We start from the raw sequence: 19876 nt of genomic DNA on the forward strand, positions 1-19876 counted from the left end.
GTTTCACCTTAGATAAAAATATTATAAGTATTGATTTCCAAAATTATCTGCCATATTCTTAGCTACTTCTTTGATCTCCTGCTCATCAGATTTCGGATATATTAGAAGAACTTTTTCGTCATCAACTATAATATAATCCTTTAACCCCTTGATTACAGCCGCCTTACCTGCTGGCAAATTAATAATACAATTTTCAGTTAGATTCAGGCTAACCTCACTGCAGTTTAAAGAATTTTGATTAGCATCCTTCTCAGCTACAGCATGCAAAGATGCCCATGTACCTAAATCTGACCAACCAATATCAGCAGGAATAGTATAGACATTGTCTGCTTTTTCAAGAACTGCATAATCTATAGATATATTTGGGGATTTAGAATAATTTTGAGCTAAAAAAGATCTCTCAGAGTCTGTATTATAATGCGAAGAACCTTCATCAAATATAGCATCAATATCTGGTGCATACTTTTTAAAAGCTTGCTTAATTGCACTTCCAGACCAAATAAAAATACCTGCATTCCATAAATAATCACCACTCTCCACAAATTCTTTTGCTTTTTCTAACACAGGCTTCTCCATAAAACGCTCTACCTTATGAATTCCATTAGCCGAAGTTTTATTAAAATTCACATAGCCATATCCAGTATCAGGTCGTGTAGGTTTAATACCTAAAGTTAATAATGCATTATTTTCTGCTGTGAAATCTAAAGCTTCTTTAATTTTAGTCAGAAATTCCACTTCTTTCAAAATCAAATGATCAGAAGGAGCTACAACTATATTTGCTTCCGGATTCAACTGCATAATCTTGTAACATGCATAAGCTATGCACGGAGCTGTATTATTTCGACTTGGTTCTAAAAGAATCTGTTGCTCATTAAGACCTGGGATCTGATTATTAATCAAATCCTTATATTGCTCATTACTTAAAATATAGATATTTTCTGCAGGGCAGATATTTAAAAATCGGTCATAGGTCAATTGCAGTAAAGATTTCCCCACCCCCAAAATATCAATAAACTGTTTAGGAAAACTATTACGACTCTTAGGCCAAAAACGGCTACCGACCCCACCAGCCATTATTAAAACATTAATATTACTCATCTATTTAACTTTAAATTCACTTAATACACATTTCGGATTCCATCCAAACTTCTCTCTTGCTTTTGAATCATCAAAAGTCAGACTAGAAATTATTTTAAATAATTTATTAGAATTGATTGGAACATATGATCCCAAAAGATCTCCACACTTTGCCAAAACCTTAGCGAACCATAAATCCAAATTTAATGGCTTTGATTTCCCAAGTTCACTAGCTATTTTTTCAGATAAACTCAAAAAAGTTGGATGTCTACCGTCAGTGAGATTATAAATACCTCCTATACTTGAGACCTTAATTAAAACTTCAGCAACATCTTCAGCTAACACAATACTTTTTTTAGCTCCGCCACCATCAACAGTAAAAAAATACCCTTTTCTTATTCCATTAATCATGGCTCCCAAATTCCCTGGTGGAGTCGGGCCTGCTAGTAATGGTAATCTTAAAATTGTACAAATAACCTTATTTTGATTACACCAATTCTCTATGATCTTTTCAGCTTTTATCTTACTAACACCATATGCGTCTTCAGCTTGAAGTGGGCTTTCCTCGTTAATTAAAACGCCAGTTGTTTTTCCGTAAACTGCAACTGTACTTATAAACACAAAACTCTTTGGTACTGAACCAGATTTTTCTAAGCTTTCTAGTAATTTTTTAGTCCCTAACACATTCACGTCATAGAATGATTGCTTTTCTTCAGCAGAAGTTGGAACGAAGTGTGCCTTACCTGCTGCATGGATCACAATATCACTTTTTGGCAATAGCGGGACTTCACTTTCCAAATCCATATAAATATCAGATTTAGATCTCCCCAGAGTGAGCAGATCATATGGAGAAAGTTTCTCTTTTATGATCTTTCCTAAAAACCCAGAACTGCCGGTCATTAAAATTTTAGTCATTATTTATTTCATTTAGCTGGGTCATAAATGTTTTCTCATATGCATCCCAAGTATATGTTTCCTTAATAAGAATCGCGGCGTTCTTTCCTATATTAGCGAAAGAAGATGGATTAATGAAAACTTCATTAATCCTTTCTGCCATGATAACAGGATCATTTTCAACTATAAAGTGTTTATTGTTTTCAGCACCAATTATCGGGTCAGCTGCATAAGATGTTAGAACGTTCACCTTTCCCATACCCATTGTTTCGATTATTTTATTTTGTATCCCACCACCATTCTGCATAGGAGCAATAATTGCAAAGCATGAATTAAGAATAATATAAGGATCATCAAGAAACCCTGTTATTCTTACATTTTTCCTTTTCTTAGCTATGTTTAATATACTATTAGAAGGTCTGGCTCCAATTATAAGAATCTTTATTTTGGGGTCTAAGTGATCTAGAACGTATTTATCAAACCAGATCATTGCATCAACATTAGGCTGATAAAACATAGCTCCAAAAAATGCCACGCAATCATTATAATCATTGCATTTTTTTGTATAATTAAACAAAGATTCCTTTACTCCATTAGGAAGCCATTTAACCTTCCCATAACTACTTAAATTTTTGGCATCATCTTGATTCACACAAAGTGTAAGGTCAACCTTTTCAATACTCTTCTTCTCATACTCAACTAGCCTATCCCCTTCAACCCCATAGATAAAACTATAGACTAAAGAACTTGTTGTTTCCTTTGACTTTAGATAACTTCTTGATAAAGAATCCACCATATCTAAAATAATTGACTTATCTGCCAGTACATCTAGATAGCCACCTGTTCTAATAAGGTTAAGAACAGCATGTGTTTCTTTTCCCCCATTATTTATTATATACCTTTTTATAGAAGGTAAAGTAAAATAAGCGACTTGAAAAGGTATTGTTGAAAAGATAGATTTGAATAATCGAAAAAATGCGCCAAACATACCGATTTTAAAATGCTTACGCCTATAACTATTTTGAATCATAAATTCTCTTTGTTCCACTGTGACATCTTCTCTTGATATACTTATAATATGTAGATCAAAATGTTTAGCCAAAATTAAGATGAAATTATAAATCTTCAATTTATGGCCATCGACAGGAGGAAAAGGTATTCCAGGAATTATTACAAGACATTTTTTCTTCATTTTTATTCAGGTCTCTTTACTAAAATTTCTATGTGGGTGGAAAAACGTTTTGGAAATAGTCTTAAAAAAGCATTTTTTATCGCTCCAAATCTTTTATTCTTATATAATTTATATCCTGGTATAAAATTAACATAATTGGATTCTAAAATTAGAAATCCTGATTTCTCAAAAACACTTACAAGTTCATTTAAACTATAATATCGACAATGTCCAGGATAAAAGGTCCCTTCAGTTTCAATAGGATCTAATATTGGTTTGTTAAGAATTAACTTAACTAAATAGCCAATATAAGACTGATTATTAGTCGTTAAATATAAAACGCCTCCGGGTTTGACCACATCAATTATGCCTCCAATAAACTTATAAGACATTCTAATATGTTCTAATACCTCCATAACCAAAACAATATCTGCCTGACCCGATAGCTCTCCCTTCTTAATATATTCAAAATCTATATCTATCAGTTTATGGCCAAGAGAAGTTGTTTTTTTTAAGAAATCAGGATTTGATTTACCTACCCCTAGTATATGATTAAATTCTCCAAAATAGTAAATACCTGTTCCAGGATAAGGACCTAACTCATAAATAGTCTTACCTCTTGGGTTACTTAACAAAGTAACGGCTCTTTCAAATCTAAATTTGTCTTTAACATAAGGTGTTACTCCATCCTTGAAGAGTAAATCTTTGGATTCATTATTAAAAAAAACTTCATGTACCTTACTTTTGTATTCACTTCTAATAGACATAATTTGTTTTAATGGTGAAAATTAAACTTAAGTTCTCTGAAATATTTACAGCAAATCTAAATATTGTCAAAACTCTCAGAGAACCAAAACCTTATCTTTTCCGCAAACAAATCCGAAGAATATTTTTTTACCTGATCATATCCAAATTCTATATTTTTTTCAGTTTCTTCCACTTCCATTATTGAAGAAACAATTGCTGACGCTATAGAAGTATAATTAGCAGGATCAAAGTATCGTGCAGCATTTCCAGCTATTTCCGGGAAACATGAGGTATTACTACACAATAACGGACAACCAAATTTGAATGACTCAATAATCGGTATCCCAAATCCCTCATCAAACGAAGGAAAAATAAACATTTTAGCATTCTTATAGAGCTGTATAATCTCCTCATCAGTTTGATAAGCTAAGAATTCGATCGCTTCCGAGATACCCAAGCTTTCAGCCAAGGATTGATATTGATTAAGGACTTTCTTGTCTCTTATTCCGATCATTTTAACTTTGTATGATTTCCTTACCTCATCTGGAAGCTTACTAAAGGCATATAGTAAAGATTTAGAATTTTTATATTCAGGCTCTCCTCCAATATGAAGGATATAATTATCCCTTTGATTGTATTTTGGATTATGATTTGCCTCTTCTAGATTAAAAATTATAGAATTGGGTATAACTTCTATTTTATTACCATCTAGATTAAACCGATTCAGTAATTGCTTCTTTGAATACTCAGATACAGTGATAATATGTTCAAATTTATTTATTACCCTAGGAACCACGAAACGCCTATAACTGGCACCTAACCTTTGCTTTAATGATTTAGTTTCAAAATCATTAAAGTAAATTAAATCGTGAACAATTAAAACATTTGATGCCGACTTCCGGGAAAAAATTGAAGCAGTATTATAAGGGTAAATTATGACTCCTTTAAACTTTCGTGAAAAAAAATACATTGAAAGCTGTTCCCATAGTATATATAATGAGAACCCAAATGAATGATAATCCCGACTTGGAACAATCTTCGTCCCACCTTTTAACAGCCCTATTGTCCTTAATCCCAAGTTAACATTCAAAACATTAATAAAGTTATTAATATATTTCCCCATGCCCCTATGCTTGTTAATCGCAAAATTGGCATCATAAACAACATCACTATCATATTTCATAGACCAACTTCTCAATTTTCTCAACACACTTTGTAATTATAAATTTTTCATTAAAAATTTCAGAAGAATGATATCCATAAGACGCTCTCAAACGAGTATTATTGCATAGACTGAGCAAAGAGTCTTTTAATTGTCTGTCATTTAAGTAATTTATGAGATAACCATTCTGACTCTCTATGACCATTTCCTTTACTCCTCCTGTATCTGTTGCAATAATAGGCAATCCAAAAGACATTGCTTCCAGTATAGATAAAGGAAAAGATTCAAATTTAGATGGCAGTACGAAAACATCTGCTTTAAATAACTCAGAAGGAATATCATCAACAAATCCAAGTAATTTTATATTCCCTGTACCCTTACCTATATAATCATTCAAGTATTCATAAAGAGGTCCAAAGCCTGCAATGGTAAGCTGTATATCTTTATTCCCACCAAAAGTATCTAGAAAAACTTTTACTAACCAATCAACACCTTTGTTTGAATCAAGCCTGGAAACACAAAGAACATTGACTATTGATGATTTTTTTTCATCTTTTAAGTCCCGAGGAGACTCAACTCCATTATTAATAATTCGAACCTTCTTTTTATTCCAAAAGACTTCTGTTATTGCGTCCTCAAATAATAAAACTATTCTATTACAAAATAAATAACAAACATTTAGAAGGAGGTGTCCTAAGATCCTTCGATGAGCTCGGAAGGCATTATTTGAAGTATGTTTATATGCAATTTTATTTTTCACCCTGATAAACGGCGAAAAATAGATTGGTCTATTTCCATTCAAAATAATAACATCAATGCCATTTTGCAAAATAAAATCATTCACTATCCCAATTTGAGAAAGTAGGTTATCCGACTCAATCAGGCATTTATTTTCTCCTAGCAATTGATCAAAAGTGTTTTTATCTTTAACTAAAAAATAGTAGCTGTCTTTATCAGACAAATACTTCTGTATAGTCAATAAAAACTTTTGGCCACCACCAAAAAAAGGACTCAGATCCAGGAATGCTACCTTTTTACTCATGTCATTTGTTTTTCAAGTGTTTTCATATAATTATGGATAAATATAAATCCCATGTAAATAATAAACACATAAATGGAAAACCTCATTAAAAAATTCCCAGGGTCATAAGCAAACCATCTAGGATAAAGACTTAAAACAAGAATTGGCACTATTTTAAAGGTTTTCTGGTCCGCAGAAGCGTATGTTTTATTAAATAATGATGCCAAACCAAGACCAATCAGAATCGGCCCTAAATATCCAAACCACACATAAAAATAAGCTGAAATCAATCCACCCCCTCCTAACGTAGTGTGATCTAAAGCAAAAAGTGGTAAGCGAGCCTCCTTCCAAACAAAAGAAGATGGGACAAACCAATTCCAAACAAAACCTAGTGCAGACCATAATCTTAAACCCAACGAAAAAACACCGTCTTTAATTAAGCCTAAAAAAACCACAGAAGAATAGAATACGTCTGTCTGATTGTTAATAATAATACCTTTGTCTGCCTTATCAAATAATGTCATCATATCGTCGAATGACACTGAACCCATCATCTTTAACAAACCAACAATCTCTGAAACAATAAATCCAAAAAATGCCATTATCATCATGTAAATTGTTTTAAACTTTCCATCAAAGAACAATACAAAAGCCAAAATAATCATTTGAACAAATTGGATTCTATAACCACGAGTTATTGTTATAAAACAATAGTAAATCACCAGAAATAACAGGCTGTATCTTAAAGTAGTATTAGTGGTAAAAAAGAACGCGATCGTAAAGAAAATGTAAAAATACTCAACACTTCCACCTTGTTGTTCTAAGTTATCAATATAAGTACTATATGAGCCTCCCAGAACACTTGACCCTTTTATTGAAAAAATAATTGCTAGTAGAATCAAATATAAAAAAGAAAACACTACCACATTGTTACGTGGTTTAATCAAATCTTTTATTTTTAAATAATTCACATTAATCTTAATCTTAAGAAAGAGTAAAAATGAACTAAGAAAAAGCAGGTGGATACCTAGCACTTGATCATACAATTCCCTTTTATAATACTTAACATGTGCGGAAATAATATAGTCATTAAAATAGTATGGAATTAAGTACATAACGTATGAAAGAAAAAAAACACCCATTAGCACTGCCGGTTGTATTCTTCTCATTTCCCAGATGACAAACACATTTGTCACGATAGCCATTATCAGTAAACCTTTACCTAGGTCAAAAAATCCACCTAATATTATTAAGAAAACATTAAGGGAAACCAATAATACTTTTAGCAAAAAGTGCTTTTTTACATATAATGCTTCTCCAGTTTTAAACATTAGAACCAAATTCGAAAAGAAGAATCCACTAAAGACAGAATTCGGGTATACATCCTTAAAGCAAATATTTGAAAATTATCAAATCCTGACTTTTTGTTTTTAAGCTCCAATACTGTTAATAAGTTATTACAAGTGTGATATCCAAGATCGAAACTTCTTAGAAAAAAATTACTACCACGTATATCCTTTCTGATTAATTCAATCTTTACCTTCACCCTTAAATTAGTGTCTCTTTTTAAACCATCGTTAACGCTAAAACGTATAGACGACAGCTTCTGATTAAGATAGAATATGGTTCGTCCATCCTTTAAAAATTGATAAAGAAAAGCATAGTCAGGAATAGGGTTATACTTTGAATTAAAGCCGCCATGCCTTAAGACTAAATCTCTCTTAAAAAATATTCCAGTATTAGGAGCCGGATTTTCAAAATAAAAGTCAACGATCTTGAGCTTTATTAATCTCCCCCTTCGAACCTCTTTAATCCTCTCTTTTAGCCATGCATATAGTTTATTCGCCTTCGAGAGCACATCCGTCTCCATAAGAACCTGAGAGTCAGAACAAAGTATATCAATATCTTTATTCATCTTTGCCAGACGTGAGGTAACGGTTAAATGATTTGAATTAAGCAAATCATCATCATGTAACATTACAATAAAATTAGCTTCTGCCTTAATAATCCCCATATTCCAACCATTAGAATGGGATATACATTTATAAAATCTAATTTTACAATTTTGAGGAACTGTTAATAATTTCAAATTCTGAATTACCAACAAAAAAGACTCTTTATCTGAACAATTATCAATAATTACGATTTCATAATTTCCCTTATAATCTTGTGTTAATGCACTATTTAGTGCTTCAAACAATAGTTTAGGTCTATTATAGGTTGGTATCATTATGGAAACATCGGGAATAATAGATATATCACCTAATTCCAAAATTAAATCTGCCTCCAAGGCTTCTCCTTCATTAAAAAGTATTGTATAGTCGATAGGTTCCATATTAAACAGTGTTTTTTTTGTCCAAAAATTTCCTTAAAACTCCCTTATAAATATTTAATGCCCAGGGAAGGTTTACTAATAAGGTGCAGCCAACCATAAATAGAATAAAATGAAATAGAGAATAATACTTAATCAAGATTATTGAGAACAATGAATTAATAATACCAAATACAATAGAGTTAATTAAAAATGGTTCATTCTTGTCAGATCTACAAAATGAGGCTAATCCAAAAATAATAACATTAATCAAAGAATTAAATAGTAAAAGGTAAATTGAAAGATTATCCAAAAGCCTGTTATTAAATATCAACTGGTAATAATCAATAATAACGACTTTAAATATTATAAAACAGATGCTAAGCGCTAGATGAAATAGAACACAAATTGCTAATGTTTTTTTAAAAAGCTCCCTTAGTTCCGTGATTTGCTTATTAGCAACTAGAGTTGCAAACATAGGCGCTCTAGTGTTAAACCAAACCATCGAAATTGTTATTATACCATTAATCAAACTTAAGGTCAAACCTAGTTTTCCAGCAACTATAGGTCCCTGAAATTTAAACGTCAATAGGTTTATGAGTTGAAAAATTAAAAATCCAGAAATCGTACTTACAGCAAAGCGCCATTGATAAGGCAATAAGTCCTTAGCCCACATTATCTGGTCAGCATTCTTATCTGAAGCAACAATTGACTTATAATACTTCCAAATTTTCAATTTAAAGGTAGCGATTAAGCTAATACTTATTGATAATACTAGACCAATACCATAAGCATAAAGCTCAGCGCCAGAAAATACTAAAGCAATAAAAATTATTAGGAAGCTTACCGTCTGAATGATCTTAATAATAGAAATCTCATAAATAAATCTGCATCCTTCAAAAAAAGCATAAATGCCATTTAGCAATAGGTTCATTCCGATTGCAATTGACAGTACTATTAATGGCCCTTGCCAGTTTACATTATTAATAGCCTGATGACTAAAGAAAAAAGGCGATGAAATTACAACAAGCGCTATAAATAAAAGCGAAGAGATAAAAAACCATTTATATGTGAAACTAAATAGAGAGGAAAGTCTATTTAGTTTTATGCCTGGTTGATCAAAATCCGCTCGAACTAATTTTGCACTTTCATGTGCCGCATTCTGCATAATCACAAAAGACACCCCTAACTCAAAAAACACTGAAAGTGCAGTATAGCTATTTAGTACAAAATAATATCCAGCAGTAATTGGCAGGAAAAAATGCCCAACAATTACTACTGTAGATAGTTGCACTAATATATATAATAACCTAAAAATTAAACTGGAAATAATTTCCCTTTCAAGGGATTTGTAAATCTTAAACGGATTTACCATAGCCTTCTCGTATTTTTAAAACTAAAAGTGATTGACTCTAATAAATCTATCATTTAATATACTCTCTTATTGTATCAGCGATATAGTCATAATGACTTTCATTTAGACCAGGCCATACTCCTAGCCAAAATGATTGATTCATAATAATATCAGTGTTAGTTAAATCCCCCACCACTCTATGCTCAATGTTAGCATATGCAGGCTGTCTTAATAAATTACCACCAAACAATAGTCTCGTTCCTATTTTTTTCTCTTCAAGGTGCTGAACCAGCATATGACGGTCTGTTGAATCTCCCTCACGTAAGGTTAATAAAAATCCAAACCAAGATGGATCAGAATTTGGAGTTGGTTCAGGAAGAATAAAGATGTCTTCAAATTCCTTCATTCTTTCGTATAATGCGGCATAGTTTTCTTTTCTCTTTTCAACAAACCGTTCGATTTTTTTGATCTGAGAAACACCGAAAGCAGCCTGCATATCGGTTACTTTCAAATTGAATCCAATGTGCGAATAAGTATATTTATGGTCATAGCCAAAAGGTAACGATCCTAATTGCTGATCAAAACGACAGCCACAAGTGTTATCTTTTCCTGGCTCACAGTAACAATCTCTACCCCAATCTCTGAAACTTTCTGCTAGTTTAGCCAACTCAGGATTATTAATTACAACAGCTCCACCTTCTCCCATAGTGATATGATGTGCAGGATAAAATGAGAAAGTTGAAAGATCTCCAAAAGTTCCAGTCTTCTTTCCGTTGTAGGTTGCGCCTAATGAATCACAATCATCTTCAATCACCCAAAGATTATATTTTTTTGCAACCCTCATCACTTCATCTAAGTCAAAGGGATTACCTAATGAGTGCGCAATCATAATTGCCTTAGTTTTCGGGCTCACAGCTGCCTCAATCATTTCAGGTTTAACATTATGTGTTGCGATATCGACATCTATAAATACTGGAATTGCACCAAATTGTATAATTGGATTAATTGTGGTGGGAAAACCTGCGGCCACAGTAATCACCTCATCACCTGGCTTTATCGCTCTATCACCTAATTTTGGAGAAGTAAGCGTATAAAATGCGACAAGGTTAGCTGAGGACCCAGAATTCACTAATAATGCCTTAGTAGCTCCAAAATATTGAGCAAAATCATATTCAAATTTATTAGCAAAACGTCCAGCTGTTAACCAGCCATCTAATGCTGCATCCACACCAAAGAGAATATCCTCTTCATCTATCACCTTACCAGTAACTGGAATATAATTTTCACCAGCAATAATCGGTTTATTAATATTTTTTTTTATACTGATTTCTAATAAATCCTTTAGTTCTGGTGTAATATTATTTAAGTTCATTTGAGATATTTATTTTTTTATAACTTTTTTGTTTAGTTGATTCCATATTATTGTTCTGCTTATTGAATCATCCAAAGCTGATGTTTCATTCACTTCTAAGCTCTTAACAATTTTGGAGGTATCAGGAACAAGCCTTGATAAATAGGTATAACTTTCTTTAGAGGACTTAGAGACAATTTCAATGCTGTTATTGATTTGACTACTGATCTTTTTGGCAAGATCCACCAAGGAAATAGCTTCGCTACTACCTAAATTGTAATTTTCTCCAACTCCTCCATTGACTAAAGCCTTTAAAATCCAGTAGGACATATCGCTTCCGTAAAGGTAACTTCTAACAGTTGATCCATTCCCTAAAATTCTAATAGGTCCGCCTAGAATCCCATCTCTAATAAAATTATTTATTGCCCAGGGTTTTTCGAGGTCTTGATAAGGTCCGATAAAAGCAAATGGTCTAAGTACAACGATTGGCAACTTAAATTGATTTCTATAGGCTGAACATAATGTTTCAGAAATACGCTTAGACTCGGCATAGGTATTACTTAGACTATTGGGTTCTAGTTTACCAATAAAGTTCTCTCCAATTGGTGATTCCAGTCCGTTTGTGCCATAAATCTGGTGCGAACTAATATGGACAATTCTTTTTAGGTCAGGAAGGCGTGTCGCTGCATCTAACACCGACTGAGTTCCCTTATAGAAGGTTTCAATCGTTCTTAAAGGCTGAGAAACATGATCTCTGTGATCCGGTGAGCCCGCAGCATGTATAATATAATTAATGTCAGTAGGTAAATCCCTAACGTTCCTAACATCTTGTTCAATAAGTGTAATAAATGATTTTTGGGCTAAATGGGAAACTTCCACTTTAAACTTTGCAATATCCCTGCCTAAGAGGTAAAGTTTAATATTAAAATTAGCAGTTTCATTTACATAAGAAACCATCTCAGCGATCCATTTACCCATAAACCCTGTCCCACCTGTAACCAGTATAGATTGATCATTTAAGGATGAAAAAGAATCCGGATGCATACACGATCTTTTACAGTCTTCAAAGGTGAAATTCTTTAATGCTTCAGTCATCATTTACGGTTTCTAATTAAATCCATAACTACTTCAATTATTATATCTTCCTGTCCACCTACAACCTTTCTTTTCCCCAATTCCCGGTAAACATCTCTTTGGTCAACATCATATTCCTTTGAAATTCTAGTGACATGTTTAGCGAAACCAGAAAAAACACCTGATAAACCGCTTACAATACTTTCAGATTTAATCACTGGAATTTGAGGCATAATTTCTCTTTCAGCAATATCAGATGCATCAAGCATTCCATAAAAATCAATTCCAGTAATGTATCCCATCTTTTCTAATACTGCAACCAAAACTTCCAATTGCGCATTACCAGCACCAGCACCAAACCCTCTAGCTGTACCATCTAAAATTTTAGCTCCAGATTCCACTGCTGTTATAGAATTAGCGATTGCCATGCCAAGATTATTATGTGCATGAAAACCTACAGGCACTTTTAGATTGTTAACCAGCGCTGTAATCTTTTCTTCAACATCCGATGGTAAATAGGCTCCTGCTGAATCCATAATTATAATCCCCTCAGCGCCGTAAAGCTCCATTTTCTGGGCTTCTTCCACCAAAGTTGAAGCAGAAGCCATGTGGGTCATCATTAATACCCCATAAGCTTCTTTTCCGCGTTCACGAACGAAACCTAAATGTCTTTGAGTAATATCTGCTTCTGTACAATGTGATGCAACTCTAACCACATCAACCCCTATGTCAAGTGCTTTAATTAAATCTCTCTTAATGGTAGCAAACCCCGGAATCACGTGGATCCCCAATTTACTTTTTGAAAGATGTTTTCTAGCCGTCTCTAGCATAGTTACATCATCCTCTAAACTGAGTCCTACTTGCATTGAGGATGCCCCTAAACCATTGCCATGTCCAACCTCTACAATTGGTACACCTGCTTTATCAGCAGCTTCAGCATATATTGCTATTTGCTTAGCGCTTAATTGATGTGCAACGGCATGATTACCATCACGCAATGTAGGATCGCTTATTAATATCTGCTTAATCATTAAAAAGGATTTAATTACTATTATTCTGAACTTTTGAATATTCCTCTGCAACTGCAATAGCTGCACAGTTAATTATATCTAGATTGCCGGCATATTTGGGAAGGTAATCTCCTAAGCCTTGAGCTTTAACCATAATCACAATTCGTCCATTTTCATAAATTGGTGAAACGAGTAAGCTATAACCCGGTACATATTTCCTAATTGCCTCCACCATAATATTCACCTCTTTAGTTAGTTCTTCCATATCTGGATTTTCAACCTGTGCAAAGATTGTGGTTTGCATATCTATACAAGGATCTGCAGGATTTAGATTTAGTATTGCCTTAGTCTTCTTTGCTTTAGAAAAATACATTAAGCCCATTTCTGTTGTATCTACATATTCATCGAGGTTCAGCCTGGTTGCGGGGCCTGCACTTCTAGAAGCTATACTTGAAACAACTTCAATATAATCAACATTCTTTTGTGTCTTACCTATTACATAGGCCATAGGGATAGACGCTTGTCCGCCACAAGTGATCATGTTTACATTTTGTTGTTTAACCGCTTCAGCTAGATTTACAGCAGGAATACAAAGCCCACCTAATTTAGCAGGGGTCATATCTACAACGATTTTTCCTAGCTTTTCCAAAATACTCCAATGATGGGCTGCATCTTTTGCCGAAGTAGCATCAAAAACTAAATCAATAGCATCAGGATCTTTTTCAATAGCTTTAATACTTTCATCAGAGACCTTTACTCCCATAGCAATTGCTTTTGCCATACCTGGAGAAGACAAATTTCTTCCAATGAATAAAACACATTCGAGAAATTCGGATCTCTGAATTTTGATTAATAGATCTGTCCCAATATTTCCACTGCCCAAAATGGCTACTCTTAATTTTGTCATATTAGTTTTGTTAAGCATCCATTGCTGCTGATTTTTCATGCAAACCAGAAATCATATTACTTTTCAGTTCATTTCTTGATAAAAGCGGAGAAAGATCTTCCAGTGGAGGGGAGATTAAAGTACCATCCTTTTGAATAGATAAAGATAATTTAGGTACAAATGGCTGATTAGGATGCATAAAGACCTCACAAATCACTGGACCACTAATCTCTTGAACCTGAGGGATTATTTCCTCAAAATCCTCCCAAGTCCGAATTTGGAATGTCGGTATCCCGAAAGCCTTACCCAATTCACTGAAATCAGGGCATGAAACTCCAGATTTCCCATCTACGCCTGCTCTTCTACCATTAAAAAGAGCATTTTGAGTATGTTTAATCATCAAATAACCATCATTATTAAAAATGAATAACTTGACTGGTAATTTATAATGTACCAAAGTTTGTAATTCTTGAAGATTCATCATCATTCCTCCATCACAATTCAAGCACATTACTTCGCCTTTATCTCTGGCAATTGATGTTCCAATTGCAGCAGGTAGTCCATAACCCATTTCTCCCAAGCCTGTAGAAGTCATCAGTCTTTGATCCTTGCTCATTTTTAAAACCTGATGTCCACTTAAAAGAGCTGTTCCCATATCAGTAGTCACATGTTGGTCTTCTTTTAAATGTGTATTTAGTTTTTCTATGAATTTATAAGAGTTTATAAATCCATCTCTATCAGGATGATCCTGGTCATTAACCCAAGGATAATCATTACGATATTTATCACATTCCGCAATCCAACTAGAGTAATCAACAGATTTTGAAGGCTCTTGACCTAATAGCATTTCAATAAAATCTTTTGCATCTGCATTTACAGAATACTTATAACGATCCTTATATTTTTCTAACTCAAATTTATCAATATCAACAACCGCAATATCCGCTCCCCTGGCCAATTCATTGATTTCATAGCCGATTTGAGAAATTGCCATCCTTGTACCAATACAGATTAACAGATCACAATTTTGGAGGACAAAATTTCCGCATCTTTGACCATAAGTTCCTGCTCTACCATAAACTAATGGGTGATAAGAATCAATTAAATCAATTCCAGCCCAAGTCACCAATGCCGGGACATTATATTTATTTAATAGCTCCTCTAATAAATGTTCTCCTCCACTTAATCGTATTCCATTTCCCAACCAAAACAAAGGTCTTTTAGCACTCTTTAAGGCATCAGAGATTAGTGACACACTTTTACTTAACTCCTCATTACTATCTAAATTTAATACTGGTAAATCGGAAGAGTTGAATTGAATCAGATCTTTTTCCTCAATATTACTAGATTGTATATTCATAGGAATATCAATCCAGCAAGGACCTGGACGACCATGAGTGGCTATTTGGTAAGCTTTTTCCAATTCAAAGATTACTGAATTAGTTTCAGTTACCTGTTTAGAATATTTTGTTACTTTGTCCACCATTGCGGGGCTATCATAACCTTGAACTCCCCACATCCTTAAGTCTTTATGAAGCTCCACATATTTTGAATGTTCATTACCTGATATAATAATACCTGGAATAGAATCTGCCCATGCACTAACAACACCTGTTACTCCATTTGTGGAGCCTGCACCTGTGGTTAAAATTGCAGCCGTTACAATGCCAGATGTCCTATAATATGTTTGCATTGCCATACAGGCAGCTTGTTCATGATGTACACATATAATCTCGGTATATCCTTTCTTATGAATGGAGTCAAAAATATGTGCATTTCCTGCTCCTATAATACCAAAAACATGTTTGATTCCTTTTTCTTCTAAGAAGTCTGCAATTAAATCTGCTACTTTCATAATTCTATCTATAACTTTGAATGGTCCTTTTAAATCCCTCAGCAACATCTATGCTTGGTTTCCAATTTAGCTCACTAATTTTATTAATACTTGGAGAATTTCTTTTCAGAGGGCTCTTCAAATAACTATTGTCACCCTGCTTTAATTGTCTGATAACTTTTAACCCCTTATCTGGGTATATGTTAACAAGTATTTCTGCTAATTCTAAGATGCTATGTTCTTCTTTGGAATTCCCAACATTATAAGCTTCTCCATTACCTCCTTCAAGTAAAACCTTAAAAAAACCGATTGTTGCGTCTGATAGATAACAAAAAGCTCTAATTGCAGAACCATCACTTTGCATACATATATCCTGGTCGTTCAAAATATTTGCAACAAAATCAGCATATACCCTGCCGTCATCCAGCTTCATTTTAGGACCATAAGTATGAAATGGTCTGGCAATTTTAGCTGGCACTCCAAATTGGTGAAAATAACTTACGCAAATATTCTCGCCCATTCTTTTACTTTCGGCATAACATGAGCGAACATTCGTAGGATTAACATAACCGTACGAGTTCTCCTCTATAGGTATCTTACTGATTTCAACTTCACCATACACTTCACCTGAACTGAAATATAAAAAAGATTTAATTTTATTTAAAAGAGCAAACTCCATTAAATTTATTGTTCCTAAAACATTTGCCTTTAATGTACCTACTGGATCAGTGCCATAATATTTAGGACTCGCCTGGCTAGCTGCATGTATAATATAATCAACCTTTTCAACTAACGTAATGGGTTCGGAAACATCCTGCTGGATAAAACTCAAATTAGTATTGGAGGAATACTCAGAGAATCGGATTTTTGCATTTGATAAACTTCTTACCAATGCAATTACCTTCACATTTAGTTCTGGCCTTTTAAGGTTCAAGTACAGAATAGATTCAACAAGGTAAGCAGGTAGAAATCCACTAGCTCCAGTGATCAAAACAGTACAATTATCAAATTTTGACCAATTAATATCAGATTGATATATAGATTCTAAATCTTCTTGAATTATGGGGTTTTCTGTCATATTAACCTGATATAAAACTGCTAATTTGTGCAGCTGTTAACTCATCAATTTTTTCCTTCTCGTTATAAAAAGATTTATACCATAAAATGGTTTTTGCTATTGCCTCCTCAGCGGACAATTTCGGTTTCCATTTTAGTTCTTTAATTGCCTTACTGATGTCCAACATTAACAAACCAGCTTCATGTGGTTGATTTTCCAGACCTATTATTTCATAATTATTTCCTGGCCATTCGTTTATAGCCAGCTTTACCATTTCCGTTACCGAAAGTGCATCATCCGCATTTGGCCCAAAATTAAAAGCCTTCGAAAAATTAATAGGATCTTTGACCAAATTTAATCCAAGTAAAAGATAGCCCAATACAGGTTCAAGAACATGTTGCCAAGGTCTAACTGAGCTAGGGTTACGAATACTCACAATATCGTTTCGACCAAAGGCTTTAGCTATATCTGGAATTAATCTGTCTTTTGACCAATCTCCGCCACCAATCACATTTCCTGCCCGCCCAACAGCAATTGCTTTTTCATGCTGAGTATAATTATTTACATTAAAAAAAGAATTCCTATAAGAAGAGATCACAAGTTCAGTACAAGCTTTACTTGCACTATATGGATCATATCCTCCCAATTTATCTTCCTCTCTATAAGGGTATACCCATTCGTTATTATGATATACCTTATCAGTTGTGATCAACACAATACTGCATTTTTTATTAAGCATTTTAACACCATCCAATACATTGGCAGTACCAATAGCATTTATTTCAAATGTTTCGGATGGAATTTCGTAAGAAAGTCTTACTAGTGGTTGAGCCGCAAGGTGAAAGACAAAATCTGGTTGAAAATCTACAATAGCTTCTTTAAGGCGATCTCGATCGCGTAAATCAGCTATAACAGAATCACAAAGTGAATTACCATTTATCAGATGGTATAAATCATTTGAAGTATAAGGTGCTAAAGCATATCCTTTAACTTCAGCTCCAAGCATAGATAACACCTTAAGCATCCAACTTCCTTTAAATCCAGTGTGACCTGTAAGAAATATCTTCTTACCCTTGTAACATTCTTCCAGTTGATTTAACATACTTACCATTTTTTCCACGGAAAACTACCTTTTTCCCACATCTCGTTTAAATCATGTTTATCTTTCAGTGTATCCATTGGGCGCCAAAATCCATAATGTTTGAAAGCATTCATTTCACCTGCTAATGCGATATTTTGCATTGGCTCCTGTTCCCAAACCGTTGAATCGCCATCTTTTATAAAATCGAAAACACCTGGTTCACAAACCATATATCCGCCATTAATCCATGAGCCATCACCTTTTGGTTTTTCCAGGAATGATTTTACTTCGTTTTTAGAAGATAGATCAAGTGCACCAAAACGCCCTGATGGCTGTACAGAAGTTACTGTAAATAGCTTTCCATGACTTTTATGATATTCTACAAGATCTTTTATATTTATGTCTCCTACACCATCACCATAGGTTAACATAAATGCTTCATCATTTACATATTTTTGAATTCTTTTGATTCTTCCGCCAGTCATTGAACTATCACCGGTGTCAACTAACGTTATTTTCCAAGGCTCCGCCTCGGATTCATGAACCTCAATAGAATTATTCTTTAAATCTATCGTTACGTCAGATTTATGCATAAAATAATTTGCAAAATACTCTTTCACAACATAGCCTTTATAGCCTAAACAAACTACAAAATCATTAAATCCATGAGCGGAATAAATTTTCATAATGTGCCACAAGATGGGCATACCACCTATTTCCACCATTGGTTTTGGCTTAACTACAGTTTCTTCTGATAATCTGGTGCCTAAGCCCCCTGCAAGGATAACAACTTTCATATTATTTTCTCATTTCTTAGATTTCGATGCAAACATCCATTGTTAAAGGATGACTACAGCAAAGTAAATATTCATTAATCATTAAATCAGATCTTTCATTAGACAGACCTATCATTTTTAATTCACCTTTTATGCAAATACCCTTACAAGTACTGCAATTTCCAGTTTGGCAAGAGTATGCCAATTCAATTCCTGCATCCAAAGCCGATTCCAATATACTTTTACCTTTTATAACCTCTAGCGTATAGTCTACATTTTCAAATTTAAGGTTTATAACTTGGGTATGTATATCTTCAAAATCTTTAGGATCTTTAACTAGTTCAAAGTCTTCCACAAAAACATTTTCCAGTGGCACTCCAATATTATTTAAAACAGTTTTCACTGACTCTTTTAATCCACTAGGTCCACAAATATAATGCAAGGATTCAGGAGCATATATCTTTGTTAAAATATCTAGTGCCCGATCTTCTTTTATACGACCTTCAATTACATGTGTATTATCCTCACTTAAAACAGCTTGGGTATGAAAATGCCATACTTTAAATTGGTCTTTATATTTAACTAATAATTCATTAATAACATGATTAAATATAGTGGTACCAAAATTTCGATTTCCATATACGAGGTTAACCTGAATCTCACTATTCAAAGCTAAAATCTCTTTAATTAAAGACATTAAAGGAGTTATACCGCTACCAACGCCCCAAAAATAAACGTTTCTTACATCTTCATTAGGATGATATATGAATTCACCCATTGGCTCGAACACTTCTACAGAATCTCCTGTTTTAATTTGATCATGAATGTGATTAGAAACAATTCCATTTGGAATTCTTTTAATAGTTACTTCTATTAATTTATCAACAGATGGTGCAGAAGAGAAGGAATATGGTCTAATATATCTCCTACCATTAATTCGAAATATTAAAGTAAGATACTGCCCTGCTTTATATTTAACTTTACGTAAAGCCGGTTGCTTAAAACATACTGTTACAGTATCCTCCGTTTCATTTCTAATATCTACAATTTTCAGTGTGTAAGTAACCATA

General features: G+C 33.6%; 18 protein-coding genes. All 18 read right to left on the reverse strand.

Translation table 11 applies throughout. The annotated features are described in order from the left end of the window. Positions 1-21: 21 nt before the first annotated feature. From OQX61_RS18995 to OQX61_RS19080, 18 genes are read right to left on the reverse strand one after another with little or no spacing between them, the layout of a single operon-like run. A complete protein-coding gene (locus OQX61_RS18995) occupies positions 22-1098 on the reverse strand; it encodes a mannose-1-phosphate guanylyltransferase (protein WP_265843375.1) in 1077 nt (358 codons plus the stop codon). After that, positions 1099-1992 (reverse strand): NAD-dependent epimerase/dehydratase family protein, encoded by an 894-nt coding sequence (locus OQX61_RS19000; protein ID WP_265843376.1) that lies wholly within the window; start codon positions 1990-1992, stop codon positions 1099-1101. It lies immediately after the preceding gene. After that, positions 1985-3163 (reverse strand): glycosyltransferase, encoded by a 1179-nt coding sequence (locus OQX61_RS19005; RefSeq protein WP_265843377.1) that lies wholly within the window; start codon positions 3161-3163, stop codon positions 1985-1987. The genes OQX61_RS19000 and OQX61_RS19005 overlap by 8 nt, the downstream gene beginning before the upstream one ends. A gap of 2 nt (positions 3164-3165) precedes the next feature. Continuing rightward, on the reverse strand, positions 3166-3909 hold the full coding sequence (locus OQX61_RS19010; RefSeq protein WP_265843378.1) for a methyltransferase domain-containing protein: 744 nt from the start codon (positions 3907-3909) through the stop codon (positions 3166-3168). Positions 3910-3965: 56 nt separating this feature from the next. Then, positions 3966-5072, reverse strand: a complete 1107-nt coding sequence (locus tag OQX61_RS19015) for a glycosyltransferase family 1 protein (RefSeq protein ID WP_265843379.1) — start codon at positions 5070-5072, stop codon at positions 3966-3968. Next, entirely contained in the window at positions 5062-6093 is a 1032-nt protein-coding gene (locus OQX61_RS19020; protein WP_265843380.1) for a glycosyltransferase family 4 protein, read from the reverse strand. The genes OQX61_RS19015 and OQX61_RS19020 overlap by 11 nt, the downstream gene beginning before the upstream one ends. Further along, positions 6090-7403, reverse strand: a complete 1314-nt coding sequence (locus tag OQX61_RS19025) for a hypothetical protein (protein ID WP_265843381.1) — start codon at positions 7401-7403, stop codon at positions 6090-6092. The genes OQX61_RS19020 and OQX61_RS19025 overlap by 4 nt, the downstream gene beginning before the upstream one ends. Further along, positions 7403-8407, reverse strand: a complete 1005-nt coding sequence (locus OQX61_RS19030) for a glycosyltransferase (RefSeq protein WP_265843382.1) — start codon at positions 8405-8407, stop codon at positions 7403-7405. The genes OQX61_RS19025 and OQX61_RS19030 overlap by 1 nt, the downstream gene beginning before the upstream one ends. 1 nt (position 8408) lies before the next feature. Next, positions 8409-9758, reverse strand: a complete 1350-nt coding sequence (locus OQX61_RS19035) for a hypothetical protein (RefSeq protein WP_265843383.1) — start codon at positions 9756-9758, stop codon at positions 8409-8411. A gap of 49 nt (positions 9759-9807) precedes the next feature. After that, on the reverse strand, positions 9808-11109 hold the full coding sequence (rfbH, locus tag OQX61_RS19040) for a lipopolysaccharide biosynthesis protein RfbH (RefSeq protein WP_265843384.1): 1302 nt from the start codon (positions 11107-11109) through the stop codon (positions 9808-9810). A gap of 9 nt (positions 11110-11118) precedes the next feature. Continuing rightward, positions 11119-12186: an NAD-dependent epimerase/dehydratase family protein gene (locus tag OQX61_RS19045; RefSeq protein WP_265843385.1), complete on the reverse strand. Its 1068-nt coding sequence runs from the start codon at positions 12184-12186 to the stop codon at positions 11119-11121. Next, on the reverse strand, positions 12183-13193 hold the full coding sequence (dmpG, locus tag OQX61_RS19050) for a 4-hydroxy-2-oxovalerate aldolase (protein WP_265843386.1): 1011 nt from the start codon (positions 13191-13193) through the stop codon (positions 12183-12185). Before dmpG ends, OQX61_RS19045 begins: the two co-directional genes overlap by 4 nt. 10 nt (positions 13194-13203) lie before the next feature. Beyond that, entirely contained in the window at positions 13204-14118 is a 915-nt protein-coding gene (locus OQX61_RS19055; protein ID WP_265843387.1) for an acetaldehyde dehydrogenase (acetylating), read from the reverse strand. Further along, positions 14090-15913 (reverse strand): thiamine pyrophosphate-binding protein, encoded by a 1824-nt coding sequence (locus tag OQX61_RS19060; protein ID WP_265843388.1) that lies wholly within the window; start codon positions 15911-15913, stop codon positions 14090-14092. Before OQX61_RS19060 ends, OQX61_RS19055 begins: the two co-directional genes overlap by 29 nt. A 4-nt stretch (positions 15914-15917) precedes the next feature. Further along, positions 15918-16970, reverse strand: a complete 1053-nt coding sequence (locus tag OQX61_RS19065; protein ID WP_265843389.1) for an NAD-dependent epimerase/dehydratase family protein — start codon at positions 16968-16970, stop codon at positions 15918-15920. Between the two features lies 1 nt (position 16971). Continuing rightward, positions 16972-18051, reverse strand: a complete 1080-nt coding sequence (gene rfbG, locus OQX61_RS19070) for a CDP-glucose 4,6-dehydratase (RefSeq protein ID WP_265843390.1) — start codon at positions 18049-18051, stop codon at positions 16972-16974. A gap of 2 nt (positions 18052-18053) precedes the next feature. Further along, positions 18054-18827 (reverse strand): glucose-1-phosphate cytidylyltransferase, encoded by a 774-nt coding sequence (gene rfbF, locus OQX61_RS19075; RefSeq protein WP_265843391.1) that lies wholly within the window; start codon positions 18825-18827, stop codon positions 18054-18056. 16 nt (positions 18828-18843) lie between these two features. Continuing rightward, positions 18844-19875: a ferredoxin--NADP reductase gene (locus OQX61_RS19080; RefSeq protein ID WP_265843392.1), complete on the reverse strand. Its 1032-nt coding sequence runs from the start codon at positions 19873-19875 to the stop codon at positions 18844-18846. Position 19876 lies beyond the last annotated feature (1 nt).

Origin of the sequence: Pedobacter sp. PLR, assembly GCF_026239675.1 — a bacterium.
In the GTDB taxonomy this organism is placed as follows: Bacteria; Bacteroidota; Bacteroidia; order Sphingobacteriales; family Sphingobacteriaceae; genus Pedobacter.